We start from the raw sequence: 26068 nt of genomic DNA, 5'->3' as shown, positions 1-26068 counted from the left end.
AGCGGGCACATGCCACACGAGCGAGCGGGCGAACAGGCCCGACCCGAGGATCTCGTCGACGTGGCCCGCCTGGTCACCGCGTACTACGCGCTGCACCCGGACCCCGCCGAGCCGGGGCAGCGCGTCGCGTTCGGCACCTCCGGGCACCGGGGCTCGTCCCTGGCGACGGCGTTCAACGAGGACCACATCGCGGCCACCAGCCAGGCCATCTGCGAGTACCGCGCGGACCAGGGCACCGACGGCCCCCTCTTCCTCGGCGCCGACACACACGCGCTGTCCGAGCCCGCGAAGGTCACCGCGCTGGAGGTGTTCGCCGCCAACGGGGTCACGGTCCTGATCGACACCGAGGACGGCTACACGCCGACCCCGGCGGTGTCCCACGCGATCCTCGCCCACAACCGCGGCCGCACCTCGGGCCTCGCGGACGGCGTGGTGGTCACCCCGTCGCACAACCCGCCCGCCGACGGCGGCTTCAAGTACAACCCGCCGAACGGCGGCCCGGCCGGCTCCGACGCCACCTCGTGGATCCAGGACCGCGCCAACGACATCATCACGGGCGGCCTCAAGGACGTACGCCGCATCCCGTACACCCGCGCGCTCGCCGCCCCCGGCACGGGCCGCTACGACTTCCTCGGCACGTACGTCGCCGACCTGCCGAGCGTCCTCGACCTGGACGCCATCCGCGCGGCGGGAGTGCGGATCGGCGCCGACCCGCTGGGCGGGGCGTCCGTCGCCTACTGGGGACGCATCGCCGAGGAGCACCGGCTCGACCTGACCGTGGTCAATCCGCTCACGGACCCCACCTGGCGGTTCATGACGCTGGACTGGGACGGCAAGATCCGCATGGACTGCTCGTCGCCGTATGCGATGGCCTCGCTGATCGCTCAGCGCGACCGGTTCGACATCGCCACCGGCAACGACGCCGACTCCGACCGGCACGGCATCGTGACCCCGGACGCGGGCCTGATGAACCCGAACCACTATCTGGCCGCCGCGATCGCCTACCTCTACGCCCACCGCGAGCAGTGGCCCGCCGACGCGGGCGTGGGCAAGACGCTGGTGTCCTCCTCGATGATCGACCGGGTCGCCGCCGACCTGGGGCGCAGGCTCGTCGAGGTGCCCGTCGGCTTCAAGTGGTTCGTGGACGGACTGGTCGACGGCTCGCTCGGCTTCGGCGGCGAGGAGTCCGCCGGCGCGTCCTTCCTGCGCCGGGACGGCTCGGTGTGGACCACCGACAAGGACGGCATCATCCTGGCGCTGCTGGCCAGCGAGATCACCGCGGTCACCGGGAAGACCCCGTCCGAGCACTACAAGGGGCTCACGGACCGCTTCGGCTCGCCCGCCTACGCCCGGATCGACGCCCCCGCGAGCCGCGAGGAGAAGGCGCTCCTCGCCAAGCTCTCGCCCGCGCAGGTCACTGCCGACACCCTGGCGGGCGAGCCCGTCACCGGTGTCCTCACCGAGGCGCCGGGCAACGGCGCGGCCCTCGGCGGCATCAAGGTGACCACCGCCAACGCCTGGTTCGCGGCGCGGCCCTCCGGCACCGAGGATGTCTACAAGATCTACGCCGAGTCCTTCCACGGCACCGACCACCTCGGCCAGGTCCAGGAGGAGGCGAAGGCCGTGGTCGGGGCGGCGCTGGGCGGCTGACACGGTCGGCCGGGTACCGGCTGCCACCGGAATGAACGGTGTGGCGGCCGGTGTTGGGCGACACGTGAGTGACGACGCAAGGTGGATGTGAGCCCCGTATGTCTCAGGAAACGACCGACTACATGGGGCAGACGTCGTGCGGGGACGACACACGCTCCCCGCTGCGCGACTTCCTTCGGACCGAGACCGGAAGCGCCGCCGTGCTCGTCGCGGCGGCGCTCGTCGCGCTCGTGTGGGCCAACGCGGCACCGTCGGCGTACGAGACGTTCTGGGAGACCCACCTGTCCGTGCGGCTCGGCTCGCACGGGATCTCGCTCGATCTGCGCGAGTGGGTCAACAGCGGGCTGATGACGCTGTTCTTCCTTGTCGTCGGGCTGGAGGCGCGCCGCGAGTTCGACATGGGCGAGCTGCGCGAGCGGCGACGGCTGGCCCTGCCGATGGTCGCGGGCGCCAGCGGGATGCTCGTGCCGATCGCCATCTACCTCGCCATCAACAGCGGCCACGGCACGGCGAACGGCTGGGGCGCGGTGATGTCCACCGACACCGCGTTCGCGCTGGGCATGCTCGCCGTCGTGGGCCGCCACATGCCGCCCGGGCTGCGGGTCTTCCTCCTCACGATCACCGTCGTGGACGACTTCCTGGCGCTCGTGGTGATCGCCGTCTTCTACAGCGACCGCATCGCCGTGCCGGCACTCCTGGTCGCCGTCGCCCTGTTCGCCGTCGTCGTGGTGCTCCGGCGGTTCCGGGTGCGCCGGGGCCCGCTGTACGCGCTGCTCGGGGTCGTGGCGTGGGTCGCCCTGCTGAAGTCGGGCGTCGACCCGGTCGTCATCGGACTCGCCATGGGCCTGATCACGTACGCCTACCCGGCGGGACGCGACGACCTGGAACGCGCCACCGGCCTCTTCCGGCTCTTCCGCGAACAGCCCACCCCCGAACTGGAACGCGACGTACGCGCCGGCATCGCCTCCGCGATCTCCCCGAACGACCGCCTCCAGCGCATGTACCACCCCTGGGCCAGCTACGTCGTCGTCCCGCTGTTCGCGCTGGCCAACGCCGGTCTCCACCTCAGCGGGGACCAGCTCGCCAGGGCTTTCACCTCACCCGTCGCACTGGGCATCCTCATCGGGTACGTCGTCGGCAAGCCGCTCGGCATCGTCGCCTCGACCGCGCTGACCAGCGCCCTGTCCCGGGGCCGCATCCGGCCGCCGGTCGGCTGGGGAGCGGTGACCGCCGGCGGCACGCTGGCAGGCGTCGGCTTCACCGTCTCCCTGCTGATCGCGACCCTCGCCTTCGACGGCACCACCCTGGAGGACGCGAAGACGGGCATTCTCAGCGCCGTCGTCTGCTCGTTCCTGGTGGGCCGACTCGTCACCGGGGCGATCGGGCTGCTCCCGCCGCAGATCCGGCCGCGTGTCCTGTTCGGCCGCGCGGAGACCATCGTCGACCTGTCGGTCCCGGTCGACCCCGACCGCGACCATCTGCGGGGCCCGCGCCAGGCGCCGGTGACCGTCGTGGAGTACGGCGACTACGAATGCCCCTACTGCGGCCAGGCCGAGCCCGTCGTACGCGAACTGCTCGGCGCCTTCGGGGACGAGGTGCGGTACGTGTGGCGGCACCTCCCGCTCACGGACGTCCACCCCCATGCCCAGCTCGCTGCCGAGGCGTCCGAGGCCGCCGGGCTTCAGGGCGGCTACTGGGACATGCACGACCTGCTCCTCAGCCACCAGGGCGCCCTGCGCCTCAACGACCTCCGGGACTACGCCGGCCAGATCGGCCTCGACGTCGCCCGCTTCGCCCGTGACATGCGGGCCCACGCCGGGGCGGGTCATGTCGCCGAGGACGTCGAGTCCGCCGACCTCAGCGGGGTCGCGGGCACCCCGACCTTCTTCGTGAACGGCCGCAGACACCATGGCGCGTACGACATCGAGGGCTTGTCGCAGGCGGTGCGGGCGGCTCGGGAACGGGCGGCGGTGGCGGTTCAGGTGTCCTGACGGCGGGGCTCAGCCGGCGGGAATGGACTGCCGGGTGCCGGCGTTGAGACGCATGTAGCTGACATGCTCGGGACAATATCCCGGGATGTGAGCGGAAGGAGGTCCTCATGGCACGCACCACGAACCGCCCCGTCGTCACCCTGAAGTCGACGGCCGGAACCGGCGTCACCTACGTGACGCGCAAGAGCCGTCGCAACGACCCCGACCGGCTGGTCCTGCGCAAGTACGACCCGGTAGCAGGGGCGCACGTCGACTTCCGCGAAGAGCGTTGAGTCGAGTACGGCGGCTGTCCCACGAACGAAGCAGAGCGGCCGTCCCGCAGCGGACGGCCTGAGGAAGGAAGCACCATGAGGTCTGGCATCCACCCCGTCTCCCGTCCGGTCGTCTTCCGCGACCGCGCGGCGGACACCGCGTTTCTCACCACCTCGACCGCGCAGTCGGCGCGCACGATCGAGTGGGCGGACGGAAACACCTACCCGCTGATCGACGTCGAGATCTCGTCGGCCAGCCACCCGTTCTACACCGGCAACACGCGTGTCGTGGACACCGCGGGCCGTGTGGAGCGCTTCGAGCGCCGCTATGGGAGGACGTCATGAAGGTCCGCAACTCGCTTCGTTCGCTGAAGTCCAAGCCCGGCGCGCAGGTCGTACGGCGTCGCGGTGTGACGTTCGTGATCAACAAGAAGGACCCGCGTTTCAAGGCCCGCCAGGGCTGACCCGGCGCGCACCGACGGACCGATCCCGATCCATGGACGGATCTCGGACTGTCGACGGATCGACCGGCCCGGTTCCCGCTTCTCGCGGGGCCGGGCCGCCGTCGTTCTCGCAGCGCGTTTCGGAGGGGGAGAAATCCGTTCTTTATGCTTATAGCGGTACCAACCCCCTTGGAGTGGTCGATGTCCCACAAGCGCCCCACGGACGACGGTGACGAGCTGCTGGCCCGCCTCGGGACGCTGACCGCCCAGGCCCGCGAGCGGGCGGAGCTCCAGCGCTCCCTGCTCGAACTGGCCGTCGCCCTTCAGCGCGGCATGCTGCCCGGCGACATGCCCGTGACCCCGCGGTTCCACCTCGCGGTCCAGTACTCGCCCGCGAATCACGGCCTCAACGTGGGCGGCGACTGGTACGACGCCTTCACGATGCCCGACGGGCGGATAGGCCTGTCCATCGGCGACGTCCAGGGGCACAACATCGAGGCCGCCGCGTTCATGGGCCAGGTCCGGGTGGGGCTGCGGGCGCTCGCCTCCGTCACCAGCGAGCCCGGCGAACTCCTCGCCCTCACGAACGACCTGCTGCTCTCCCTCGGCGGCGACCTCTTCGCGACCTGCACGTTCATGCGCCTGGACCCGATCACCGGCGTGCTGGAGAGCGCGCGGGCCGGACACATACCCTCCGTCTGGGCCACGGCGGACGGCCGCTCCGGCATCACCGACGACGAAAGCGGACCGCCCCTCGGCATCGTCGCCGGCCAGCGGTACCCGGTGACCGAGCACCGTCTCACCACCGGCGGCGTCTTCGTCCTGGTGACCGACGGCGTGGTGGAAGGCCCCTCGATGAACGTCGACGAAGGCCTCGACCAGGTGGTCCGCCTCGCCGGAGTAGCCGCCGTGGCAGGCATGGACGCGGGTTCCCTCGCGGCGGCCGTGATCAAGGGGGCCGAGCGGGTGGGCCACGAGGACGACGCGGCGGTATTGGTCGTGGGCCACGACGCGCCTGACGGCGAGACGTAGGGCCTACTGGGCGAGGAAGCCCAGGCTGTCGCCAGCACCGCCAGCACCGCCAGCACCGCCAGCACCGCCAGCAACGCCAGCACCGCCAGCACCGCCAGCACCGCCAGCACCGCTGGCCCCCTGAGGCCCCCACCCGAGCACCCTCCCCGTCGTACAGCCGCCCGTCCCACCAGCACGCGCCACCCCCTCCACCAGCACCCGCCATCCCCACCGAACCCCTCCCGCACCCCCCACCCCACCCCTTTCGCCTCGCCGAGAGAGCCGGCTCAGTGTCTGATGGCTGCTGTGGTGGGTTTCGAGGATCTGCGGCGGCCGGGCGGGTACGTCCTGTTGACGTTGGCCGTTGCCGGGAGCTACCTCGGTGCGGGGCGGCTCGGGCTGCTGCGGGAGCTGGTGGTCGACGGTGCCGTGTTCACACCCGTCTGGCCGCCCACCGGCGTCGCGGTGGCCTGTCTGCTGATCTTCGGGCTGCGGGTGCTGCCCGGCATCGCGCTCGGAATCCTTCTCGTGATCATGTCGATCACCTCGCTCCATCCGACCGTGCTCGTCGTCCTGCTCGGCAACACCCTCGCCCCCGCCTGCGCCTACCTCATGCTGCGCCGGGTCGGCTTCCGTACCGACCTCGGACGGCTGCGTGACGGCCTCGCCCTGGTGTTCCTGGGCGCCCTGTCCGCGATGCTGATCAGCGCGAGCTGCGGCGTCGGACTCCTCGTCCTCACCGACAAGCTCGCCGCGCACTCCTTCTGGCCGGTCTGGCTCGGCTGGTGGGTCGGCGACGCGATGGGCGTCCTGATCGTCACCCCGCTCCTGCTCCTGCTGTGGACCGTGCGGCCGCCCTTCGACCTGCACCGGTGGAAGGAGGCCTTGGGGCTCGCGGCGACCATCGGCGTGATCGTCCCCCTGGTCACCCACGACCGCATCAGCCTGCTGTTCCTGATCTATCCGCTGCTGATCTGGGCGGCCCTGCGCTTCCGGTTCGCCGGCAGCATGCTGTGCGCCCTGTTCGCCTCCGTCATGGCCACCATCGCGGCGACCCAGGAGACGGGCCCGTTCGCGGGGCTGACCCATGTCGAGGTGATGATGAAACTCCAGGCGTTCAACGGCACGATGGCCCTCACCGCCCTGCTGCTCTCCTCGGTCATCACCGAGCAGCGCAACACTCGGCTCTCGGTGGAGATGGCCTGTCAGGAACTGGCCGAGGTCCTCGAACACCTCACCGCGGGCGACCCCCGCCAGGGCGGCCGACCGTGACCGTCCTGCGTCGGCCCGCCCTGCCGCCCGGTCAGAGAAGGCCCCCGTCGCCCCGTCTGCGCAGCACCAGCAGCGCGGTGTCGTCGCGGGGCGTGCCGGCCGTGTGGCGGCGCAGATCGCCGTAGACAGTGGGCGGTACGTCCTTCGGGAGGACGTCGCCCCAGGCCGCCGCGCGCTCCTCCAGCGGATAGAACGCGCCGGACGGATCGCGCGCCTCGGTGACCCCGTCGGTGCAGAGCAGCAGTGTGCCGTCCGGCGGGAAGACGAACCATTCGACGGTACGCGGCTCGGGGGCCAGCGCGTCGAGGCCCAGCGGGACGCACGGTTCCTGCCGGAGCACCGGCTCGGCCCGCTCCTCATGCAGCAGCAGCGGTGCCACGTGACCGCAGTTGATCGCCTGGACCTCGTCCCCGCCGTCGACGCCGAGCACGATCGCCGTCACGAACCGCTCCCGCTCACCGGTCTGCTCCGCGAACGAATTGTGCCGTAGCACCGCCTCCTCCAGCGCGTCGACCACGGCGGTGAGGGTCGGCTCGGCGACGGCCGCCTCGCGGAAGGCGCTGAGCACGGCGAACGCGGCGCTGATCGCCTGGAGGCCCTTGCCCTGGACATCGGCGATGAAGACCCGGCTGCCGTACGGCGAGGAGACCACCTCGTAGACGTCACCGCCCACCCGGCTGTCCTCCTCCACGGGCTGATAGAGGCCGTGGACCAGGAGCTGGTCGGTCATCAGGGGGAACGGGCGCAGGATCTGGCGCTGAAGGGCGGCAGCGGCCGAGCGCAGCCGGGCGATCTCACCCTCCCAGCGGATCCGCTGCGCCGCCCGCGCCACGCTGAGGCCGTTGAACACCAGGGTGAAGGCGATGACCGCCGCGTCGGCGCCCGCCGTGCCCAGCGGAGTGTCGACGAGGGAGCCCACGATGACGAGCGTCACCCACGCGGAGGCGACGACGGTCTGCCGCACGGTGCCGCGCCCGGCGAGCAGGGCGGGCAGCACCACGAGAAAGGGGGCGGGCCGGGTGTCCCGGCCGAGCACGACACCGGTCACCGCCACGGCCAGCGTGACCACGACGAGCCAGAACACCACGACGGCCCAGCTGAGCGGAGGTGTGGAGCGCTGCCCTGCGTCTACCACGGTGGAACCGGCCGGATCTCTCGAGGTGCGCACCGGCCCTCCGCTTCCTTCAGTCGTCGAACAACCGTCGGGAAAGCTTCCCACTCTTCAATATCAGCCCCAGGCGTACCGTCCGCGAGCTGCGACAACAGCTCCGGCGTACCCGGGACACACAGTCCCCGCACAGGGGGGTTACATTCCGATCCGTATGTTCGACCGATGGTGGGGGAGTTGGGGAGTGTTGTTCATCTGGCGCACACTGCGGGGTGAATGGCAGGGCATTGTCGTCGATCCGGTACGACAGCTGCTGCGGCGCGGACTGATGGGGGTGTCCCTCGCGTTCGTCGCCGCCTTCGGTGTGATCTTCTTCCACGCGGTCTCGCAGAACCCGACCGGCGCCGAGATCGTCCGGGACATCGGCGGCGTCCAGGGCGACCTGCCGCTGTGGCTCGCCCTGGTGCGCACCCCCGTCTCCCTGTACGTCCCCGCCCTCGACCTGCCCGTCTGGGCCGGCATCACCCAGCTGTTCCTCGCCTTCGCGCTGGCCGAGCTGGCCCTCGGCCGGGCCCGCACCCTCGTCGTCGCCTACGTGACCACCCTGGCCGGCACCCTCACGGTGCGCGTGATGCTCCTGATCGGGCCGGGCTGCGGCGGGATCGGGCTGCGGCCGGAGATCGGGCACATCCTCGACACCGGGCCGTCGGCGGCCGTCGTAGGACTGTTCACGTATCTCGCGGTCGTCCGGCGTGCGCCCGTCGTGTTCTTCCTCACCGGGGGATCGATGGTGTGGGAGTCGATCGTGAAGCCCAATCTGGCCGGGCGGGAACACCTGGTCGCGGTGGCCGCCGCCGTCGTCCTGGGCCTGGTCCACGAGCTGCGGCACCGGCGGCCGACCGTCACGACGCTGCTGCCGCAGTACATCGCCGACCAGCCGGTCAGGGCCGAGACGCGCTGCCCATCTCCGCGCTGAATCCGGCCGGTTCGCTGTCGAACCCCCGCACCATCGGACGGAACTCCCAGGCGCCGGAGGCGTCCTTGGTGAACTCCGCGACCGTCGCGGCGGTGGATCCGGCCACTCCCGTGAAGTCGTCGGACAGCAGCTCCTTGTACCCCTCCACGACCAGCGTCCTGGCGTGCGACAGCTCACCGAACGTCCTGGCCCCGCCGTTCTGGTGGATCGCCACCCCGACGACCACCCGGGCGAACGACCCGGCGAGACGGTCGAGTTCGAGGACCATCACCTCTATGTACCCGTACCCCTGGCCGCTCTCGCTGTGCCGGCTCATGTTGATCGTGCCGTCCGGCGAGCGGCTCGCGGAGTTGACGACGTACACCGGCCGTCCGTGCGGGGCGTCGGCGGAGTAGGTCGCCGCGACGATGTCCAGATGGCGCGGCTGCTGCCCCCAGGGACTCGGGTCCCAGCGGAGCCGAACCTCGACCTTGCCCGCAACTGTGCTGACACTGCTCACTGATCGACGCTCCCGTATCAGGCCATCACGGGACAATACCCCGCATGGTCAAGTATCGCTCTTCGACGGCCTGTTGATGCCGCCCGGACGGGACCGACAAACCCGGGGTCAGGTGCTACGGATCGCGTCCACCAGCCCGGCGACGAGACGCGCCCGCTCGACCATCGTTGCGACGAGCAGATACTCGTGGTCCGCGTGCGCCCCGCCCCCGACCGCGCCGAGCCCGTCGAGCGTCGGCACCCCCAGCGCGGCCGTGAAGTTCCCGTCGCTCCCACCGCCGACCGCCCGGGCTTCCAGCCCGGGCAGCAACCGCCGTGCCATCGCGAAGAGTTGAGCCGCGGCCGACTCGGGCATCGGCGGCCGACCCACCCGTCCCTCCACGGTGATCACGGCCTCGTCGAGATGCGGCGCGAGGGCGGCGAACGCCGACTCGACGCGCTCCTTCTCGGCGGCCGACTCGACCCGGACGTCCACGACGACGGTCGCCTGCGCGGGGACGACATTGTCGAGGGTCCCGGCGGACGCGACCGTCGGCGTGACCGTGGTACCGATCTCGGGCCGCGCGAGCGCCGCGATGTCCAGCACCTGGTGCGCCGCCTCGATCAGCGCGTTGACCCCTGCGGCGGGCTCCAGCCCCGCGTGCGAGGCCCGCCCCGCGACGGACACCTCGAAGGTGCCGCATCCCTTGCGGCTGGTCTTCACGGCCCCGCCGTCGGCCGCGCCCTCAGCCACGAGCACGGCACCGCAGGCCAGGGCGCGTTCCTCGATGAGCGCCCGGGAGAAGTGGGAGCCGACCTCCTCGTCCGCGGTCACCAGGATCTCGACGCCGGACCGGTCCTCCAGCGCGGCCAGCCCGTGGATCGCCTGCACCAGACCGCCGAGCATGTCGAAGACCCCGGGTCCGGTCGCCCGGCCGTCCTCGACCAGGAAGGGGCGGCGCGCGAGGGTGCCGAGCGGGAACACGGTGTCGTGGTGCCCGAGGACCAGCACGCGGGGTGCGCCACCGCCGGACCAGTGGACGTGCGGACCGCCCTCGCTCTCGACGAGCGCCGCCCGCCCGCCGAGCCGCGCCTCGATCACACCGGCGACGGTCTCCGCCGAGGTCCGCAGGGCGTCCAAGTCACGGGAGGGGGACTCGACCTCGACGAGGGTCCGGAGGTCTTCGAGCATCGCTTCGACGCTCACGGCGGTGGTGTGGTGCGTGGTCACGGAGGAAGGCTACGCGGGGAGTGCGAGGGAGTGTGGGGGAGGGCGCGACCGGGCGGCGTCGGCCCTGTCCGGTGCCCGCGGTCTCCGGTACCCCGCCCGGACGACGAAGGACCGGCTCGACGGCGAACGCGTCGAACCGGCCCAACGGCGGTGCTGACAAGCGGAGTTGATCAGTCGGTGCCGGACTCCATCGCCGCGCGGTCGAGCAGCGCGTCGTCCTCGGAGACCTCGCCGCGGGAGGCGATGGCCTCGGCGCCGCCCTCGGGCATGCTGCCGATGAGACCGGTCGCGGCGGCCTGGGCGGCGCCGATCGCGGTGTTGCCGGTGCCGATCAGACCGAGGCCCGCGTACTGCTCCAGCTTGGCGCGGGAGTCGGCGATGTCGAGGTTGCGCATGGTGAGCTGGCCGATGCGGTCGACCGGGCCGAAGGCCGAGTCCTCGGTGCGCTCCATGGACAGCTTGTCCGGGTGGTAGCTGAACGCCGGTCCCGTGGTGTCGAGCAGCGAGTAGTCCTCGCCGCGCCGCAGCCGCAGGGTGACCTCACCGGTGATCGCCGAGCCGACCCAGCGCTGAAGGGACTCCCGGACCATCAGGGCCTGCGGGTCCAGCCAGCGGCCCTCGTACATCAGCCGGCCGAGGCGACGGCCCTCGTTGTGGTAATGGGCGAGGGTGTCCTCGTTGTGGATCGCGTTCACGAGACGCTCGTAGGCCGCGTGCAGCAGGGCCATGCCGGGGGCCTCGTAGATGCCGCGGCTCTTGGCCTCGATGATCCGGTTCTCGATCTGGTCGGACATGCCCATGCCGTGGCGGCCGCCGATGGCGTTGGCCTCCATCACCAGGTCGACGGGGGAGGAGAACTCCTTGCCGTTGATCGTCACCGGGCGGCCCTGGTCGAAGCCGATCGTCACGTCCTCGGTGGCGATCTCGACCGACGGGTCCCAGAAGCGGACGCCCATGATCGGCTCGACGGTCTCGACGCCCGTGTCCAGGTGCTCCAGGGTCTTGGCCTCGTGGGTGGCGCCCCAGATGTTGGCGTCGGTGGAGTACGCCTTCTCCGTGCTGTCGCGGTAGGGCAGCTCATGGGCGAGCAGCCACTCCGACATCTCCTTGCGGCCGCCCAGCTCGGTCACGAAGTCCGCGTCCAGCCAGGGCTTGTAGATCCGCAGATGCGGGTTGGCGAGCAGGCCGTAGCGGTAGAACCGCTCGATGTCGTTGCCCTTGAAGGTCGAGCCGTCGCCCCAGATCTGGACGTCGTCCTCGAGCATCGCCCGGACCAGCAGCGTGCCGGTGACGGCACGGCCCAGCGGGGTGGTGTTGAAATAGGCGCGCCCGCCGGAGCGGATGTGGAACGCCCCGCAGGTCAGCGCGGCCAGGCCCTCCTCGACCAGCGCCGCACGGCAGTCGACCAGACGCGCGATCTCGGCGCCGTAGGCCTGCGCGCGGCCGGGCACCGAGGCGATGTCGGGCTCGTCGTACTGGCCGATGTCGGCGGTGTAGGTGCAGGGGACGGCACCCTTGTCGCGCATCCAGGCGACCGCGACGGAGGTGTCGAGTCCGCCCGAGAAGGCGATGCCGACGCGCTCGCCGGTGGGGAGGGAGGTGAGGACCTTAGACATAGGAAGATTATGCACCCTCGCGCATGGTCATGCAAAGTCCCCTGTCCGATCCCTCTGCGTGACACGCCGCTGCCGGGCGCCCGTGATACAGGGGGGCACCCGGCAGCGGCGGCAGAGGAGTGTGCTCAACACCCCGACTTGTAGAAGTACTTGCTGACGGCGGGCTCGTTCATGTTCGCCTTGGTGATGGCGACCATGTTGGTGCCGATCGACTTCTGGGCCGACTTCCCCTCGAAGGCGTCGGCGAGCTGGTCGACGGCCTCCTTGCCGATCGCCGCCGGGTCCTGCGCGACCAGGACCTGGAGGGTGCCCGCCTTGAGCGAGGCGATCTCGTCCGGCTCGGCGTCGAACGCGGCGACCTGCACCTTGCCCTCCTTGCCCGCCTGCTTGAGGCCGGTGGCTATGCCCTGGCCGGTGTTGGTGTTGCCCGCGAACACACCGCCGAGGTCCGGGTGGGCCGCCAGCGTCGACTGGATCTGCGAGGCCGCGGTGGCCGGCAGGTCGTTGTCGTAGAGCGTGGGCAGCATCTTGATGTTCGGGTACTTCTTCATCTCCTCGGTGAAGCCCTTGATACGGGCGTCCGTGGTGGAGACACCGGGCTTGACGCTGATGACGATGGCCGAGCCCTTCTCGTGCATCAGCTTGGCGAGCGCGTCGGCCGCGACCCGGCCACCCTTCTCGTTGTCGGAGGAGATCCGCGTGATGCCGATCGAGTCGTCGCTGACCGTGGTGTCCACCAGCGCGACCTTGGTGCCCGCCGACTGGATCTGCTTCAGCGACGGGGTGAGCGCGCTGGTGTCGACCGGCGAGATCAGCAGCCCGTCCGGCCGCGACGCCGCCACCGAGTCGAGCAGCGGCCGCTGCACGGAGACGTCCCACTGCGCGGAACCGTCCGCCGAGAAGTCCATGCCCTTCGCCTTGGCCTCGGTCTGCGCCGCACAGGTCATGGTGATGTAGAAGGGGTCGCTCTTCACGCCGGTGATCAGCCGGACCTTCTTGCCGGAGGCCCCTCCCTTCGAGCCCGAACTGCCGCTGTCGCTCGATGAACTGCAAGCGGCGGCGCCGGTCAGGACCAGCACGGTGCCCGCGGCGACCAGTACTTTGCGCGTGATGCGGATGTTCGACATACGGGTGTCCTCCTGGGTGGTACGAGGGTCGGGGCGAAGGTCGGGGAGGGGAGCGGGGCGGCGGTCACGCACGCTCTCGGGTCTTCCTGCGCATCTGGTCGATGTAGACGGCGGCGACCAGGACGACACCCACGGCGACGTCCTGCCAGTACTGCTGAACGCCGATGACGATCAGCCCGGTGGTCAGCACCGCGGGGATGAACACACCGATCACCGTGCCGAGGACCGAACCCCGCCCGCCGAACAGGCTGGTGCCGCCCAGGACCACCGCGGTGATCACCTTCAGGTTGTCGGTGGAGTGCCCGGCGATCGACGTCGTGCCGTACGACGCCAGCCACATCACCGCGCCGAGACCGGCGAGGAGGCCCATCAGGCCGTAGACCTTGATCAGATGGCGGCCCACCGGGATGCCGGCTCGGCGGACGGCGGTCGGGTTGGAGCCGATCGCCAGGGTGTGGCTGCCGAACCGCGTGGCGCCGAGCACCGCGCCGAACAGGGCGGTGACCACCGCGGCGAGGATCACCATCCAGGGGATGCCGAGCAGCTTGCCGAATCCCAGGCTGTTCTGGAGATGCGCGGCGGATGCCCCGGACGGGTCCTGGCCGCCGGTGGCGAGTTCGGCGATGCCGAGTGCCGCGCCCAGACCGCCGAGGGTCACGATCAGCGGCGGCACCTTGCCGGTCGCCACCACCGCGCCCTGCAACGCGCCCCAACCCGCCCCCACGGCAAGGGCGATGACCACACAGACCGCGACCGTGAACCAGCCTGCGGTGGGCCCGCCGTGGTGGATGTTGTACTCACCGGCGGCCACCGCCGCCAGCACCAGCACCGAGCCGATCGACAAGTCGATGCCCGCGGTGATGATCACGAACGTCATGCCGACGCCGAGCACCAGATAGATGGCCGCGTTCACGGCGATCTGCGTGATGTCGTATGTGGTGAAGAACTTGCCGGGCGCCGCGATCGTGAAGAACGCGACCAGCGCGACGAGGATCACGAAGGTCCACAACTCGCTGATACCGGCGGCCCGTCGGAGCCACGGCGGTATCGCGAGACGTCCGTCCGCGGCCGGGGGCGCTTCCTGCGCCGGGGCGGCCGGCTTGATGTCCTGGCTGTTGGCGCTCATCGCCCGTCCTCCGCTTCCGTCGCGCCGACCGGGTCGTGGTTCCCGTTCCGCGCGGGCTCGTCCAGCGATCCGGTCATGGCACCGACGAGTTTCTCGATCGTGGCGTCGGCCGCGGTGAACGACGCGACCCGGCGGCCCAGCCGCAGTACTTCGACCCGGTCCGCGACCGACAGCACCTCGGGCATGTTGTGGCTGATGAGGACGACGCAGATGCCCCGGTCGGCGACCCTGCGGACGGTCTCCAGGACCCGGGCGCGCTGGACGACGCCCAGGGCCGCGGTCGGTTCGTCCATGAAGATGACCTTGTTGGCGAACGCGACCGCGCGCGCCACGGCCACGGACTGACGTTGCCCTCCTGACAACGTTGTCACAGGAGCCGTCACATCTTTCAGCTCCACACCGAGTTCACCGAACGCCGCGATCGCCTCCCGGCGCATGGTGGGCCGGTCGAGCACGCCCAGCCGGCCGAGCAGGCCTCCGCGCACAAGTTCCCTGCCGAGATAGAGATTTGACGCCGCGTCAAGATCCGGCGCCAGGGAGAGATCCTGGTAGACGGTCTCGACTCCGTGCCGTTGCGCGTCCATCGGCCCCGTGAAGCGGACCGGCGTCCCGTCCAGGCGCACCTCGCCCTCGTCCGGGGTGAGTACGCCGGAAAGTACGTTCACCAACGTCGACTTGCCGGCGCCGTTGTCACCGATCAGTGCGACGACCTCGCCGGCGTACGCCGTGAAGTCGGCGCCCGAGAGCGCCTGGACATGGCCGAAACGCTTGACCACACCGTGTGCCGCGAGAAGGGGTTCTCTTGCAGAGGCCATGTTGTGCCTTCTGGTTGGTATCGTTAACAGCTCGTCGATTCTGGGAGGCCCGTGGGTGGGCGTCAAGGGTCGTGAACGAACGGGGATTTGGGCGGACACCGTCGGCCCGCCGGACGGACTCCGGTCCGGTCGCGCTGGATGACCTCGGGAGGACACGGCGTGACCAGTCGCCCCAGCCGTCCCAGGATGAAGGACGTGGCCGCGGAAGCGGGCGTCAGCGTCATGACGGTGTCCCGCGTGGTCAACGGCGAGGCGGGCGTGGCACCCCTCACCGCCGCCCGGGTGACGGCCGCCGTCCGCAAACTGGGCTATCAACGCGACGACGTGGCACGGCAGTTGCGCCGCACGGACCGGTTGAGCCAGACCATCGGACTGATGGTGGACAACGTTGCCGACCCCTTCATGGCCGCCGTCGCCTCGGCCACCGAGGACGTCGCCCACCGGCGCGGCAACATGGTCCTCATCGGCTCCAGCCGTGCCGATCTCCGCCGGGAACGCGAGGTCATCGCGGCCTTCACCGCCCGCAGGGTCGACGGGCTGATTCTCACTCCGGTCGCGGGCGACCACCGTGTGCTGCGCTCGGCGCAGGCGCGGGGCACGAAGATCGTGTGCGTGGACCGGGTGGCGCCGGGCCTCGACGTGGACACCGTGGTGGTGGACAACTTCGGCGCGGTCCAGCAGGCCGTACGCCATCTGATCGCGCACGGCCACCGCCGCATCTGCTACCTCGGCGACAAGCCGGAGATCTGGACCTTCGCCGAGCGCCACCGCGGCTATCTGGCCGCCCTGGACGCCGCGGGTATCGCCGCCGATCCGGCGCTCGTCCGGCACGGGTTACGGTCCGGCGCGGACGCCGCCCGGGCCGTCACCGCGATCCTCTCCACGCCGGAGCCGCCCACGGCGGTCCTCGCGGGCAACGAGGCTCTCGCGTTCGGCGTGCGGGCCGTGCTGCCCGCCGGCGTCGCGTTCGTCGCCTTCGACGACTTCGCGCTCGCCGCGCAGCTGACACCACCGGTCACGGTCATCGCGCAGGACCCGGTCGCCCTCGCGACGAGCGCCGCGCAGCTGCTGTTCGCCCGCATCCACGGGGACACGTCACCGCCGCGCAGGGTCGTCATGCCGACCGCGCTGATCGCGCGCGGGTCGGGGGAGATCCCGGGCCCCGGTACGCCGATCAGGACTCCTCGGCGCTGACGCATCCGGGCCGCCCCCGTCCCGCGTACGGCAGGGGTGTTACGCGCGAGGCCGCTCGAAGGTGAGGAGCAGGCCCTCGACCGCGCCGGGGCCTATGCGGCCCTTGACGTCGGCGGCGGTGATGGCCTTGAGGCCCCAGCCGTCCTCGGCGTGCTTGTTGAGGACCTTCTCCAGCTTGTCGCTGTCCAGCGCGTCGCCGATCAACGACTCCCGGAAGCTGACGACCTTGTACTCGAACGTGTAGGCATTGCTCATGGCTGCGGTGTCCTTCTGCTGCGTGCGCACGGTGTGCGGCGGGCGGGGTCAGCCAATCATGGGGGAACCTTCCCGCGCAGGCCGGGGGTGGTTTCGCGGCAGAGCCGTCAACTCCGCGCGCAGGGAGGGATGTTGTCCGGGCCGGGCAGCGTGGGAGGACGCGCGGGTACGCAGTCACGGCACACGCGGCCGTCGTGTCACCGGGGGTGCGGCGGGGCGGAGACATAGCGTGGCCGGTGATCCGTGGACGCGGACGGAACCCGTGGAGGTGCCATGTGCTGGAGTGCGAAGGCCGACCTCGTGGCGGGTGCGGCGGTGGCCGCCGTAGGAGTGGCGTGTGTGGCGCGGGCACGGCGGCGGACCGATCTGCCGCTCGCCGCACTGCCGTTGCTGCTGGGTGCCCATCAGATCGTGGAGTCGGCGGTGTGGGCCGCCGACGGGGGCTCGGGGCCGGCCACCCTCGCCTGGGCTGTCATCGCCATGCCGTTGCTGGCGGTCTGGGTCCCGGTGGGCGCGTGGTGCGCCGCGTCACGGCGGGCCCGGAAGCGGCTGAGCGTCTTCGTCGTGATCGGCGCGGTGACGGCGGCGGCACTCGGCCACGCGCTCGCCGCCCACTCCGTGACGGCCGAGATCCGTGGCCACACCCTCGGCTACGTCGTCCACCTTCCTCACCCCCAACTGGTCATCGCCGGCTACCTGGTGGCGACGATCGGCTCGCTCCTCCTGTCCGGTGAGCACGGGCTCGTGGTGCTGGGGGTGCTGGTCACGGCCGGCGCGCTGATCTGCTGGACCTTGTGGGAGCTGGAATTCGTCTCCACCTGGTGCGCGGTCGCGGCACTGTCCTCGGTGGTCCTGTTCTTCTGGGTACGCGACCGGGACAGGAAGCCGGGAGCGCGGCCCTACGTCGGCGCGGGGCGCGGCGGGTCCACAGGGTGAGGTCGCTGCCCGTGGCGACGGCGAGGGTCTCCCAGGGGGCGGGAGTCGAACGGGATTCGGCGGTGGCCGGTTGTGGGTGTCGCCGGGCCGTGCCCAAAGTCCTTCGCGTACAACGTCGTTGATGTCGGACGGTGGTGTCGGGTTGGATGGCTTCATGGAGCGTATAGACGCAGAGCTGTTCACTGACGGCGGGAACGACGCCGTGGTCCGTCTGCCCGGCCGCCGGCTGCCCGGCGTGCTCATCCAGGGCGACTCGCTTCACATCCTCCGCGGCGATGTGGCCGAGGTGGTGGAGGCCTGTGAGCGAGGCGATCTGACCGAGGCGGGGGAGGCGGCGGGGCTTCTGCTGGCGGGGTTCGACGCGCTGCTGAGCCGGTACTCGGTGGCGTTGGAGAAGCACCGGATTCCGTTGCCGTACTGAACTGGCGTGCCCTCCGGGCGGGTGCCGAGCCCGTGGTCGGGGTGAGCGCCCGCGCTCGGTGGGGGCCCGTGCTCGGTGGGGACCCGTGCGGACCCGTGCTCGGCGGGGACCCGTGCCAAGGAGGGCCGCCGCCCTCACGCCTCCCGGTGCTCGATCCCCAGCAGGCTCGCCGCGGCGCGGAAGTCCGCCGTGTGATGCCCCAGGGCGAGGGACCAGTGGTGGCCCACGCCCGTCGCGCTCCACGCGTCGACCCACTCGCCGGGGTCGCGGCCGAAGTCGACGCGGCTGGTGGTGTTGCCGATGGCGAGGTGGGGGCCGGGGACGACGGTGCCCTCGGAGGTGACGAAGGAAAGGGTGCCGTCGGCGTCCTGGCCGAGGCCGAGGAGGGTGACGGGCCCGTGCCGGACGTCGAACTCGACGCTGACGCCCCAGCCGCGCTTGCCGTGGTAGACGCCGAGGCCGCGCAGCAGCGGATCGCGGGCGCTGACCGCGAGGTGGGCGGGACCGTCGTGGCCCATCTCCACCACACCGGCCTCGAAGTCGAGGGCCTGGATCTCGGTGAAGGAGCCCCCGGCGCCGATGCTCTGGGTCGCCAACTGCGCAAGGCTGGTGCGGAGTTCGTACTCACCGGCGGCCGGTACGCCCCGGGCGGTGAGCAGGGAGGCGCCCAGGATCATGCCCGCGCCGAGCCGTTCGTGCAGTTCGCCGTCGAGGCCCCGGTGGTAGTACGCGAGGGTGTCGAGGCCGAAGTCCTCGACGAGCCGGTCCAGGGCCACGGACACGGTCGCCCCCCATGCGAAGTCCTCGTCCACCACGCTGTCGTCGACGGCGAAGACCCGCCGCGCGAGGGCCGTGCGCTCCCGCGTCTCGGTCTCGCTGACCCGCTCCACGCGATGCCGTAGATCGTCGAACTCCAGCACCTCGACGTGCGAGCCGAACGTCGCCGGGAGGAGCGTCAGATCGGTCGACACATCGAGCATGCCGGGATACAGATGCCCCATCAGTCCGTGCCGGGCGTGCCGGAGCGAGGCCCGCACATGGGCGGCCCGGATCCACTGCTCGATGCGCCGCCACGCCGACTCCTGGCGCAGCCAGCCCGACACCGAGCGGAAGGGGATGCCCGCCCGCCGGAACACGTTGCCGACCTCGGGCACCGGGCACTGCCCGCAGTAGGCGAGCCAGGCGCCCGTGTCGAAGGCGGCGTGGTCCATGCGCTCGGAGGGCTGGAGGTCGATGACCAGGACCGGGGTGTGCGAGCGCTGGGCGATCGGCAGCACCATCGACGAGGTCAGGTACGTCGTCAGGAACAGCACGATCAAGTCGCAGTCCGCGCGCCGCAGTTGCTCCGCCGCTGCCGCCCCCTCGACGGCGTCGGAGATGAAGCCGACGTCCGTCACCTCCGCGTCCATCCGCTGGAAGCGTTCGGCGACGTAGGCGGACGACTCCTTCAACTGCGGGAGAAGGTCCGGGAATTGCGGCCAGTAGGCGCCGAGGCCGCCCGCCACGAGTCCGATCCGGGTACGGCGGCGGGGTGCCGGTGGGAGCAACTCGCGCAGAGCGGCGGCGCGTTCGTCGGTCACGGTCGTGGGCTCGGTGGTCGGCTCGGTCGTTGTCATGCGCGATGTCCTTACGGTGTCCGGTGTGCTGTCCGGGGGCCGGTGCCGGACTCAGGTCCTGGCCACGCCCAGACTCGCCCGGGCCACCGCGGTGTTGGGGGAGCGCCGGATGAGGACATGGATGACGTACACGCCCGCGACCCCGGATGCCGTCATGCAGAGCGTGATCAGCCACAGCAGGAGCGACGCGCTGTAGTCCATCAGCGCCGGCGTGACGAACGCGACGCCCGCGAAGACCCCGCGCGAGAGGGCGTAGGTGAGGCCCTGCGTGGTGCCACGCGTGTCCGGAGGCAGGGTGAGCTGCGACCAGACCTTGTAACTGGCCTCTCCGGCAAAGGGGTTGGAGATCTGGTACAGCACGAAGAAGACGAGCATCCCGACGAGCGCGCCCGCCGTGAGGGAGGCGATGCAGAAGGCCACGACCTGCACGACGGTGAAGACGTAGAACAGCCGGTCGCGCCAGGGGGTGTCGGCGACCCGGACGAAGACGAAGGTCAGCACCAGCGCGATGGGGAGGAAGGCCAGGTTGATGCCGGTGGCCAGGCTCTGTGAGGCGCCGCTGACCGTGACCAGGAGGTAGGTGCCGAACTGGCCGAAGGTGTTGGCGCCGATGCCCCAGGTCACGTAGTAGACGAAGGTCGCGATCATCGGCAGCAGTGCGGTGCGGTTCCACACGTTCTTCAGCTCGATGCCGCGCGGGGCGGCGAGCGCGGCGGCCTCCTCCCGCTGTGCCGCCTCGGACGGGTCGGCCAGCTCCAGCCGGGCGCGGAGCAGGAAGGTGGCCAGCGCGGCGACCACCAGATGGCCGGTGATGAACCGTGCCCCGGTCATGCCGGTGTCCGACAGGACGTAGCCGAGGAAGATGACGACGACGATGCCCAGCACCCACATGACCTGCGTGAACGACACGAGACGCGCTCGGCCGTCGGCGGGCGCCGCGTCCGAGACCACGGCCAGGGACGTCGGCAGGTCGGCTCCGGCGGCCAGGCCCGCGACGAGGACGCCGACGAAGAGGACGATGTCGTTCGGGGCGAGGGTGATGACGATGGCGCCCACCGCGTAGCAGAGGATGTCCAGGTTGTAGACGCGGCGGCGCCCGAACATGTCGGCGAGCCGGCCGCCGACGAGGGAGCCGACGGCGATGCAGCCGGTGACGATCGCGCTGATCGCGCCGGCCATCCACACACCCATGTCGTAGTGGTCGCGGTAGATGGCCAGGTTGACGGCGATGCTGACGATGAGTGCGGCGTCGAGGTAGGACGCCATGCCCGACAGGGCCGCGACCTTCCACAAGTGCCTTGGAATGGGCGGCTGTTCCGCGTGTTCCGGTGGGGACGGGAATCGGATCATGATGCGGCTCCTCGCGGCTCTGGGCCGGGGTCGCAGTGAATATAGGGTTCAAAAAACGTTCCAACAAGCCCTCTCGCACGTATCCGGGCGAAGACGGGTCCGCCTCCTTCCCGGCCTTCGGATCCGGTGCCAACATTGCAGGTGGCAGACGATCGAGCCGACATAAAACGTTTTTTGACCCGTGAGGATGACGGAGCCTTACTCGGAAGGACCAACGCCGTGATCTCGCCCGCGCTGCACCAGCTCTTCGACGCCCCGCCCCGGGACTTCGGCCCCACCCCGCTGTGGTGGTGGTCGGGCGCCAAGGTCACCCGCGAGCAACTCGACTGGCAGCTGCGCCGGTTCGCGGACGGCGGCGTCCACAACCTCGTCGTCATCAACCTGGCCCCGGCCGGCCCGGCCATCGGCGCCCGCACCGACGACCCGCCGTGGTTCGGCGAGGAGTGGTGGGACCGCTTCACCGACACCTGCCGCATCGCCCGGGACATCGGCACCCGCCTGTGGTTCTACGACCAGATCGGCTTCTCCGGCGCCAACGTCCAGGGCGCCGTCACCCGCCACCACCCGGAGGCCACCGGCCTCGCCCTGCGCTCCCGGAGAGCCACCGTCACCGGCGGCACGATCCCCCTGCACGGCGCCGAGACCCTCGTGGCCGTCTACGACACGGAGGGCCGCCTCCTGCCCTCAGCCCCGGAGGGCACGGACGTGCAGGCCGTCGTCGCCGTCCCGACCGCCTTCGACTACCTGGACCCGCACGCCGTCGGCCTGCTGCTGGACACCGTCCACCACGAGTACGACCGGCGCGTCCCCGAGTACCTCGGCAACGTCATCGCGGGCAGCTTCCAGGACGAGTTGCCCGGCACCAACTCCTGGAGCCACCGCTTCCCCGGCGAGTTCCGCGCCCGCCGCGGCTACGACCTCCTCGACCATCTCCCGGCCCTGTTCGGCCCGTTGACCGCCCGCGCGGCCAAGATCCGCGCCGACTACCACGCGGTCCGCGCCGAACTCACCGAAGAGGCACTCTTCAAGCCGCTCGCCGCCTGGCACCACGAACGCGGCATGCTCGTCGGCGCCGACCAGAGCCACCCCGCCCGGGCGGGCTTCCCGGCCCAGTCGACGCAGATCTACACCGACTACTTCCGCACCCACCGCTGGTACGGCGCCGCGGGCAGCGACCACCACGGCGACTCCAAGGTCCACTCCTCCATGGCCCACCTCTACGGCCACGAGCGGGTCTGGATCGAGGCGTTCCACTCCTCCGGCTGGGGCGGCACCCTGGCGGACACCTACGACTGGCTGCTGCCGTTCCTGCGCAGCGGCGCCAACCTGTACAACCCGCACGCCAGTTACTTCGGCACGGCGGGCGGCTGGTTCGAATGGGCGCCCCCCTCCACCGACTGGCGCCAGCCCTACTGGCGGCAGTACCCGGCGTTCTCCCGTGCCGTCGCCCGGATCTGCTCGATCATGTCCTGGGGCACCTTCAGCGCCGACGTCGCGGTCCTGCACCCCACCGCCACCATGCAGTCCCTCATCCCGCTGGACGCCCCCGTCCAGCACTTCGGCGACGGCCGCCTCGGCGACGACCACGCCGACGCCGACGAGACGCAGCGCCACTACCTGGACCTCTGCGGCACGAACAACTGGCTCGACCCGCACGTCGGTTCACTGGACCGCCACCGCATCGCCTTCGACATCATCGACGACGCCTCCGTACAGCGCGCCACGGCCGCCGAAGGAGCCCTGCGCGTCACGGACCTGGCGTACCGCGCGGTGCTGCTGCCGTCGGCGAGCGTCCTGGAGGAGGAGACGGCCCGTCGACTGACCCAACTCCTCGACGCGGGCGGCCGGGTGGTGGTCGTGGGCCGTCCGCCCACGACGGCGGCGGGGATGACCGGGGACGACTCCGTGGTCGCGGCCCTGCTGAAACACCCGCGCCTGGAGCGGGCGAGCGATGCCGAAGCGGGCGCGGCGGCGGTCGCCGACACGGCAGGCCACGCGACCGGCGAGGTCCCCTTGCTGGTCAGGAGAGAGGGAGTCGATGCGGTCGCCCTGGTGACAGGCGCCTTCCCCGACGCCCGCACGCTGCCGGGAGACGCCAACCACGAGGCGGACCCGGCGCGTTACGCCCGCCACTCGACGGTCACCGTCCACGCCACGGTCACCGAGGCCGAGATCTGGAACCCGGCGACCGGCACCCGCGGCCCGGCCCAAGTCGCTGTGGCTGACGGCCGTTCGACCATCGAGGTACCACTCGACGGGGCCCCCGCTGTCCTCGTCGTATGGCGCGAGGGCACCCCGCGGACACACCGCACGGTCACGCCACCACCCGCGCCGGAACGGACGATCGACCTCTCGACAGGATGGGACGGCCGCCTGGTCCCCACCCTGGACAACACCTGGGGCGACCTGGCCCTGCCCGCGGGCTCGTCCGTCAGCGAACCCCAGATCTGGACCATGCGGTGGACCGAGACCGAGGGTTCCGACGCCAACTGGCAGCGGACACGGGCGACGTACGGCAACCGGGTCCGGGTCCTCCCTCCGGTGCCGTCCGCCCAGGCCCCAGATCCGCTCGACGCACCCGCCGTCGAGCAGGTCCTCGCCGGAGACCTGCCCCTCACCCCCGCCGACTGGAGCGTCTCGCTGTACTCCTCCAGCCGGGGCATCCCGGACCCGGACGGTCTGCTCGGCAACAAGGGCCTGGTGACAGAGGAGTTCGTACGCGTCCCGGTGCCCGGGCCCGGAACGGTCGCCCGGGTCCGCGCGATCGTGGAGACCGACCAGCGAGGCCCCGCCGACCTGCACATCGGCTCCGCGGCTGCCAAGCGCGTGTGGTGGAACGGCGAACGCCTGGACACCGGCACCGGCTATCGCGCCACCGCCCGCGTCGAGATCGGCCGAACCCGCAACGTCCTCGAATACGAACTGGGGGACGCCCAGGACAGGCCGCTGCTGATCTCCGGCGCGGCGGACACCCCGTTGGGCAGCTTCTTCTGCCTGAGCCGTCCTGACGCGTTCGGACCGCGCCCGCAGTTCATGTGCCTGCCGGAGGACGTACGACCGTCCGGCGGGGTGACTTACCGAGGGCGGCTGAACGCCGCCGGACGGGCGGTGCTTGTCGTGGGCGCCGCGGTGGGCGTCACCGTGCTGCTCGACGGGGCGGTCGTCGCCCGGCAGGAGAAGGTGGAGTACTACGAGTCCGACTGGGGCGCGGTGCCGATGTTCTTCCGGCATGAACTCGCCCTGGGGGAAGGCGAACACGTGCTGGAGGTGGTGGCCGACGCCGTCGACCCGCGCGAGGCGGTGTTCGTCGACTGCGTGGCCGACGCGGTGAACCACCTGGTGAGTGGCGCGGGTTGGGAGGCGGAGACCGGGGAGTGGCGAGGCCGTACCGTCGAACATGTCGGCCGTTGGGGGGAGTTGCAGCACTGCTACGCGGCCGTACGACCGCACCCGCTGCCGGACACCGAGTGGCTCACCGGCGCACCGGTGCTGGGCACTGCCGTACCGCCGCTGCGGGCCACGGACTCCGTTCGCGAACGCGCACAGCGCTTCCGCTTCACCGTGCCGCCGGGGACCGTATCGCTGGACCTGCCACTGGAGTTGGCGGCGAGGGTACGGGTCGGTGACAGCGCGGAGGTGGCGCTCGACGGTTCGGTCCTGACGCTGGACGAACCGCTTCCGGAGCCGACGGAGGTCGACGTCGTGACCGTGCCCACGGCCGTACTGCGGGGCGGTTCCGCGTGGCGCGGACCGGTGCGCGTCCGTACGGTGGCGGCACAACTTCCCCTCGGTGACTGGCAGTTGGCCGGTCTGGGCGGCTGGAGCGGCGGTGTGACGTACGCGCGGGAAGTGGAGGTGCCGGCCGGAGCGGACCCCGTGCTGGATCTGGGGCGGGTCCGCGGGAGCGTGTCCGTGGAAGTCGACGGGGCCGGGGTCGGGGAGGCGTTCTGTCCGCCGTACCGTTTTGAACTCCCGGGCACGGCGGGGCGGTTGGTCCTGGTCGAGGTGACGGTCAACAACACCCTGGCGCCCTATTTCGCCGAGGCGACGCCCACCGCCTGGGCGTTCCCGGCCCAGCTGTCGTCCGGGCTGATGGGGCCGGTGACGCTACGGGTTCGGGACCGGCAGGGGGCGGGTGGAGTCGCGTAGGACGAGGTCGGGGGCGAACACCCTTGTCTCATGGGCGTGTTCGGCTCGGGCCTCCACCTCGTCGAGGAGCATGCCGACGGCGGCCCTGCCGAGTTCCTCGACGGGTTGCCGGACCGTGGTGAGGGTCGTGCCGACGAAACTGGCGATGTCGAGGTCGCCGTAGCCGACGACCTGTATCTCCTCGGGTATGCGGACACCCCGCTCGCCGAGGCCACGGCAGAGGCCGGCGGCGAGGAAGTCGTTGGTGCAGAAGACGGCGTCGGGGAGTTCGTCGAGGGTGCGGGCGATCTCCAGGCCGTAGGCGACGGTCATCTCGTCGGCGACGACTTGGCGGACCCGGGCCTCGCGGCGGGTGCGGACGGCCTGGCGGGCGCCCTGGTAGCGCTCGGCGCACTGCACGATGCCGCGCTCGCCGTTCACGACGAGGATGTCGCGCGCGCCGCAGTCCAGCAGGTGCTGCACGGCGACCCGGCCTCCGGCGATGTCGTCGACGGAGACGGAACAGCCCTCCTGCGCCGACAGCGCGCGGTCGGCGAGGACGAGCGGGATGCCGCGCTCGCGGAGCCGGGTGAGGCGGGTGGGGTCGGCGCCGAGCGGTACGACCACCGCGCCCACGGCCCGCTGCTCGATCAGCATGGTGAAGTAGCCCTGCTCCCGCTCGGGGGCGTCGCCGCTGTCGCAGAGGACGAGGGCGTAGCCGTGCTCGTAGGCCGCGTCGGCGGCGCCGCGGGCGATGCGGGAGTAGAAGGAGTTGGCGACGTCGGGGAGGACCAGGCCGATGGAGGAGGAGTGGCCGGTGCGCAGGCCCGCGGCTCCCGGGTGGGGGACGTAGTCGAGTGCGGCGACCGCGTCGCGTACCCGCTCGGCGGTGCGGGCGTTGACGCGCTCGGGCCGGTTCAGGACGTTCGAGACCGTGGACACCGAGACGCCTGCGGCGGCTGCGACGTCCTGGATACGGGCGGGGCGAACCTGAACGGCGTCCACCCCCTCGCTGTGACAGCCGTGCGACCAGGCACGACGCGGTTCTCCTGGGCGGCGTCAGTGTACCCCGGT

Annotated in this window: 23 protein-coding genes; 12 read left to right on the top strand and 11 right to left on the bottom strand. The window is 71.1% G+C overall.

The annotated features are described in order from the left end of the window. The first annotated feature begins 9 nt into the window (after nt 1–9). The 7 genes from pgm to ACIRB1_RS00210 all read left to right on the top strand — a co-directional run bounded on the left by pgm (nt 10) and on the right by ACIRB1_RS00210 (nt 6618). Complete coding sequence (pgm, locus tag ACIRB1_RS00240) at nt 10–1650, top strand: phosphoglucomutase (alpha-D-glucose-1,6-bisphosphate-dependent) (protein WP_403463929.1); 1641 nt, start codon at nt 10–12, stop codon at nt 1648–1650. A gap of 98 nt (nt 1651–1748) precedes the next feature. Continuing rightward, entirely contained in the window at nt 1749–3641 is a 1893-nt protein-coding gene (gene nhaA, locus ACIRB1_RS00235) for a Na+/H+ antiporter NhaA (protein WP_403463928.1), read from the top strand. Between the two features lie 107 nt (nt 3642–3748). Beyond that, the gene (gene rpmG, locus ACIRB1_RS00230) at nt 3749–3913 is read left to right on the top strand and encodes a 50S ribosomal protein L33 (RefSeq protein ID WP_329551168.1); all 165 of its coding nucleotides are present in this window, start codon (nt 3749–3751) and stop codon (nt 3911–3913) included. A gap of 75 nt (nt 3914–3988) precedes the next feature. Next, nucleotides 3989–4237, top strand: a complete 249-nt coding sequence (locus ACIRB1_RS00225; protein ID WP_026150279.1) for a type B 50S ribosomal protein L31 — start codon at nt 3989–3991, stop codon at nt 4235–4237. Continuing rightward, a complete protein-coding gene (gene ykgO, locus ACIRB1_RS00220) occupies nt 4234–4356 on the top strand; it encodes a type B 50S ribosomal protein L36 (RefSeq protein WP_043662604.1) in 123 nt (40 codons plus the stop codon). The genes ACIRB1_RS00225 and ykgO overlap by 4 nt, the downstream gene beginning before the upstream one ends. A 180-nt stretch (nt 4357–4536) precedes the next feature. After that, entirely contained in the window at nt 4537–5367 is an 831-nt protein-coding gene (locus ACIRB1_RS00215; protein WP_403463926.1) for a PP2C family protein-serine/threonine phosphatase, read from the top strand. Between the two features lie 276 nt (nt 5368–5643). After that, nucleotides 5644–6618 carry an MASE1 domain-containing protein gene (locus tag ACIRB1_RS00210; protein WP_403463925.1) on the top strand — a complete coding sequence of 325 codons (975 nt, stop codon included), beginning with the start codon at nt 5644–5646 and terminating at the stop codon, nt 6616–6618. Nucleotides 6619–6649: 31 nt separating this feature from the next. Here the strand turns inward: ACIRB1_RS00210 and ACIRB1_RS00205 are convergent, their stop codons facing one another. Next, entirely contained in the window at nt 6650–7786 is a 1137-nt protein-coding gene (locus ACIRB1_RS00205) for a PP2C family protein-serine/threonine phosphatase (RefSeq protein ID WP_403463924.1), read from the bottom strand. Between the two features lie 154 nt (nt 7787–7940). Between ACIRB1_RS00205 and ACIRB1_RS00200 the strand changes: the two genes are divergently transcribed. Then, nucleotides 7941–8702, top strand: a complete 762-nt coding sequence (locus ACIRB1_RS00200; RefSeq protein WP_352178396.1) for a hypothetical protein — start codon at nt 7941–7943, stop codon at nt 8700–8702. On the opposite strand, the gene ACIRB1_RS00195 is transcribed toward ACIRB1_RS00200, so the two are convergent. The 6 genes from ACIRB1_RS00195 to ACIRB1_RS00170 form a co-directional block, all read right to left on the bottom strand. Next, nucleotides 8668–9201, bottom strand: a complete 534-nt coding sequence (locus ACIRB1_RS00195) for a TerD family protein (protein ID WP_403463922.1) — start codon at nt 9199–9201, stop codon at nt 8668–8670. The two genes, ACIRB1_RS00200 and ACIRB1_RS00195, sit on opposite strands and share 35 nt — an antisense overlap. 108 nt (nt 9202–9309) lie before the next feature. Next, a complete protein-coding gene (locus ACIRB1_RS00190; protein ID WP_403464868.1) occupies nt 9310–10371 on the bottom strand; it encodes a M20 family metallopeptidase in 1062 nt (353 codons plus the stop codon). 209 nt (nt 10372–10580) lie between these two features. Then, a complete protein-coding gene (argG, locus tag ACIRB1_RS00185) occupies nt 10581–12026 on the bottom strand; it encodes an argininosuccinate synthase (RefSeq protein ID WP_403463921.1) in 1446 nt (481 codons plus the stop codon). A 125-nt stretch (nt 12027–12151) separates the two neighbouring features. Beyond that, on the bottom strand, nt 12152–13153 hold the full coding sequence (locus ACIRB1_RS00180; protein WP_403463920.1) for an ABC transporter substrate-binding protein: 1002 nt from the start codon (nt 13151–13153) through the stop codon (nt 12152–12154). A 64-nt stretch (nt 13154–13217) separates the two neighbouring features. Further along, entirely contained in the window at nt 13218–14279 is a 1062-nt protein-coding gene (locus tag ACIRB1_RS00175) for an ABC transporter permease (protein ID WP_352178399.1), read from the bottom strand. Further along, on the bottom strand, nt 14276–15094 hold the full coding sequence (locus ACIRB1_RS00170; RefSeq protein ID WP_403463919.1) for an ATP-binding cassette domain-containing protein: 819 nt from the start codon (nt 15092–15094) through the stop codon (nt 14276–14278). The genes ACIRB1_RS00175 and ACIRB1_RS00170 overlap by 4 nt, the downstream gene beginning before the upstream one ends. A gap of 159 nt (nt 15095–15253) precedes the next feature. Here ACIRB1_RS00170 and ACIRB1_RS00165 point away from each other — a divergent pair, with 159 nt between their 5' ends. Next, the gene (locus ACIRB1_RS00165; RefSeq protein WP_403463918.1) at nt 15254–16288 is read left to right on the top strand and encodes a LacI family DNA-binding transcriptional regulator; all 1035 of its coding nucleotides are present in this window, start codon (nt 15254–15256) and stop codon (nt 16286–16288) included. 39 nt (nt 16289–16327) lie between these two features. Here ACIRB1_RS00165 and ACIRB1_RS00160 read toward each other — a convergent pair whose 3' ends face one another. Further along, nucleotides 16328–16543, bottom strand: coding sequence for a DUF4177 domain-containing protein (locus ACIRB1_RS00160; protein ID WP_019056094.1), 216 nt, complete (start codon nt 16541–16543; stop codon nt 16328–16330). Nucleotides 16544–16816: 273 nt separating this feature from the next. Between ACIRB1_RS00160 and ACIRB1_RS00155 the strand changes: the two genes are divergently transcribed. Further along, entirely contained in the window at nt 16817–17479 is a 663-nt protein-coding gene (locus ACIRB1_RS00155; RefSeq protein ID WP_352178402.1) for a DUF6629 family protein, read from the top strand. A 154-nt stretch (nt 17480–17633) separates the two neighbouring features. Then, nucleotides 17634–17900, top strand: coding sequence for a DUF6959 family protein (locus tag ACIRB1_RS00150; protein WP_403463917.1), 267 nt, complete (start codon nt 17634–17636; stop codon nt 17898–17900). A gap of 134 nt (nt 17901–18034) precedes the next feature. On the opposite strand, the gene ACIRB1_RS00145 is transcribed toward ACIRB1_RS00150, so the two are convergent. Both ACIRB1_RS00145 and ACIRB1_RS00140 read right to left on the bottom strand, forming a co-directional pair. Next, nucleotides 18035–19516 (bottom strand): arabinose isomerase, encoded by a 1482-nt coding sequence (locus ACIRB1_RS00145; RefSeq protein ID WP_403463916.1) that lies wholly within the window; start codon nt 19514–19516, stop codon nt 18035–18037. Between the two features lie 51 nt (nt 19517–19567). Next, complete coding sequence (locus ACIRB1_RS00140) at nt 19568–20866, bottom strand: MFS transporter (RefSeq protein WP_403463915.1); 1299 nt, start codon at nt 20864–20866, stop codon at nt 19568–19570. A 219-nt stretch (nt 20867–21085) separates the two neighbouring features. Between ACIRB1_RS00140 and ACIRB1_RS00135 the strand changes: the two genes are divergently transcribed. Then, nucleotides 21086–25015 carry a glycosyl hydrolase gene (locus ACIRB1_RS00135; protein WP_403463914.1) on the top strand — a complete coding sequence of 1310 codons (3930 nt, stop codon included), beginning with the start codon at nt 21086–21088 and terminating at the stop codon, nt 25013–25015. Here the strand turns inward: ACIRB1_RS00135 and ACIRB1_RS00130 are convergent. After that, complete coding sequence (locus tag ACIRB1_RS00130; protein WP_403463913.1) at nt 24974–25999, bottom strand: LacI family DNA-binding transcriptional regulator; 1026 nt, start codon at nt 25997–25999, stop codon at nt 24974–24976. The two genes, ACIRB1_RS00135 and ACIRB1_RS00130, sit on opposite strands and share 42 nt — an antisense overlap. Between the last annotated feature and the right edge of the window lie 69 nt (nt 26000–26068).

Origin of the sequence: Streptomyces sp. NPDC096013 (assembly GCF_044763565.1) — a bacterium.
Lineage (GTDB): Bacteria > Actinomycetota > Actinomycetes > Streptomycetales > Streptomycetaceae > Streptomyces.
Note: the sequence above shows the minus strand (reverse complement) of the source record. Positions and strands in the feature narration are given on the sequence as shown.

Coding starts and splice junctions, on each gene's coding strand:
- nhaA (WP_403463928.1), top strand. CDS start 1,749: ATGTCTCAGGAAACGACCGACTACATGGGGCAGACGTCGTGCGGGGAC.
- pgm (WP_403463929.1), top strand. CDS start 10: ATGCCACACGAGCGAGCGGGCGAACAGGCCCGACCCGAGGATCTCGTC.
- ACIRB1_RS00210 (WP_403463925.1), top strand. CDS start 5,644: ATGGCTGCTGTGGTGGGTTTCGAGGATCTGCGGCGGCCGGGCGGGTAC.
- ACIRB1_RS00140 (WP_403463915.1), bottom strand. CDS start 20,866: ATGATCCGATTCCCGTCCCCACCGGAACACGCGGAACAGCCGCCCATT.
- rpmG (WP_329551168.1), top strand. CDS start 3,749: ATGGCACGCACCACGAACCGCCCCGTCGTCACCCTGAAGTCGACGGCC.
- ACIRB1_RS00170 (WP_403463919.1), bottom strand. CDS start 15,094: ATGGCCTCTGCAAGAGAACCCCTTCTCGCGGCACACGGTGTGGTCAAG.
- ACIRB1_RS00155 (WP_352178402.1), top strand. CDS start 16,817: ATGTGCTGGAGTGCGAAGGCCGACCTCGTGGCGGGTGCGGCGGTGGCC.
- ACIRB1_RS00150 (WP_403463917.1), top strand. CDS start 17,634: ATGGAGCGTATAGACGCAGAGCTGTTCACTGACGGCGGGAACGACGCC.
- ykgO (WP_043662604.1), top strand. CDS start 4,234: ATGAAGGTCCGCAACTCGCTTCGTTCGCTGAAGTCCAAGCCCGGCGCG.
- ACIRB1_RS00180 (WP_403463920.1), bottom strand. CDS start 13,153: ATGTCGAACATCCGCATCACGCGCAAAGTACTGGTCGCCGCGGGCACC.
- ACIRB1_RS00190 (WP_403464868.1), bottom strand. CDS start 10,371: ATGCTCGAAGACCTCCGGACCCTCGTCGAGGTCGAGTCCCCCTCCCGT.
- ACIRB1_RS00225 (WP_026150279.1), top strand. CDS start 3,989: ATGAGGTCTGGCATCCACCCCGTCTCCCGTCCGGTCGTCTTCCGCGAC.
- argG (WP_403463921.1), bottom strand. CDS start 12,026: ATGTCTAAGGTCCTCACCTCCCTCCCCACCGGCGAGCGCGTCGGCATC.
- ACIRB1_RS00215 (WP_403463926.1), top strand. CDS start 4,537: ATGTCCCACAAGCGCCCCACGGACGACGGTGACGAGCTGCTGGCCCGC.
- ACIRB1_RS00200 (WP_352178396.1), top strand. CDS start 7,941: ATGTTCGACCGATGGTGGGGGAGTTGGGGAGTGTTGTTCATCTGGCGC.
- ACIRB1_RS00160 (WP_019056094.1), bottom strand. CDS start 16,543: ATGAGCAATGCCTACACGTTCGAGTACAAGGTCGTCAGCTTCCGGGAG.
- ACIRB1_RS00175 (WP_352178399.1), bottom strand. CDS start 14,279: ATGAGCGCCAACAGCCAGGACATCAAGCCGGCCGCCCCGGCGCAGGAA.
- ACIRB1_RS00145 (WP_403463916.1), bottom strand. CDS start 19,516: ATGACAACGACCGAGCCGACCACCGAGCCCACGACCGTGACCGACGAA.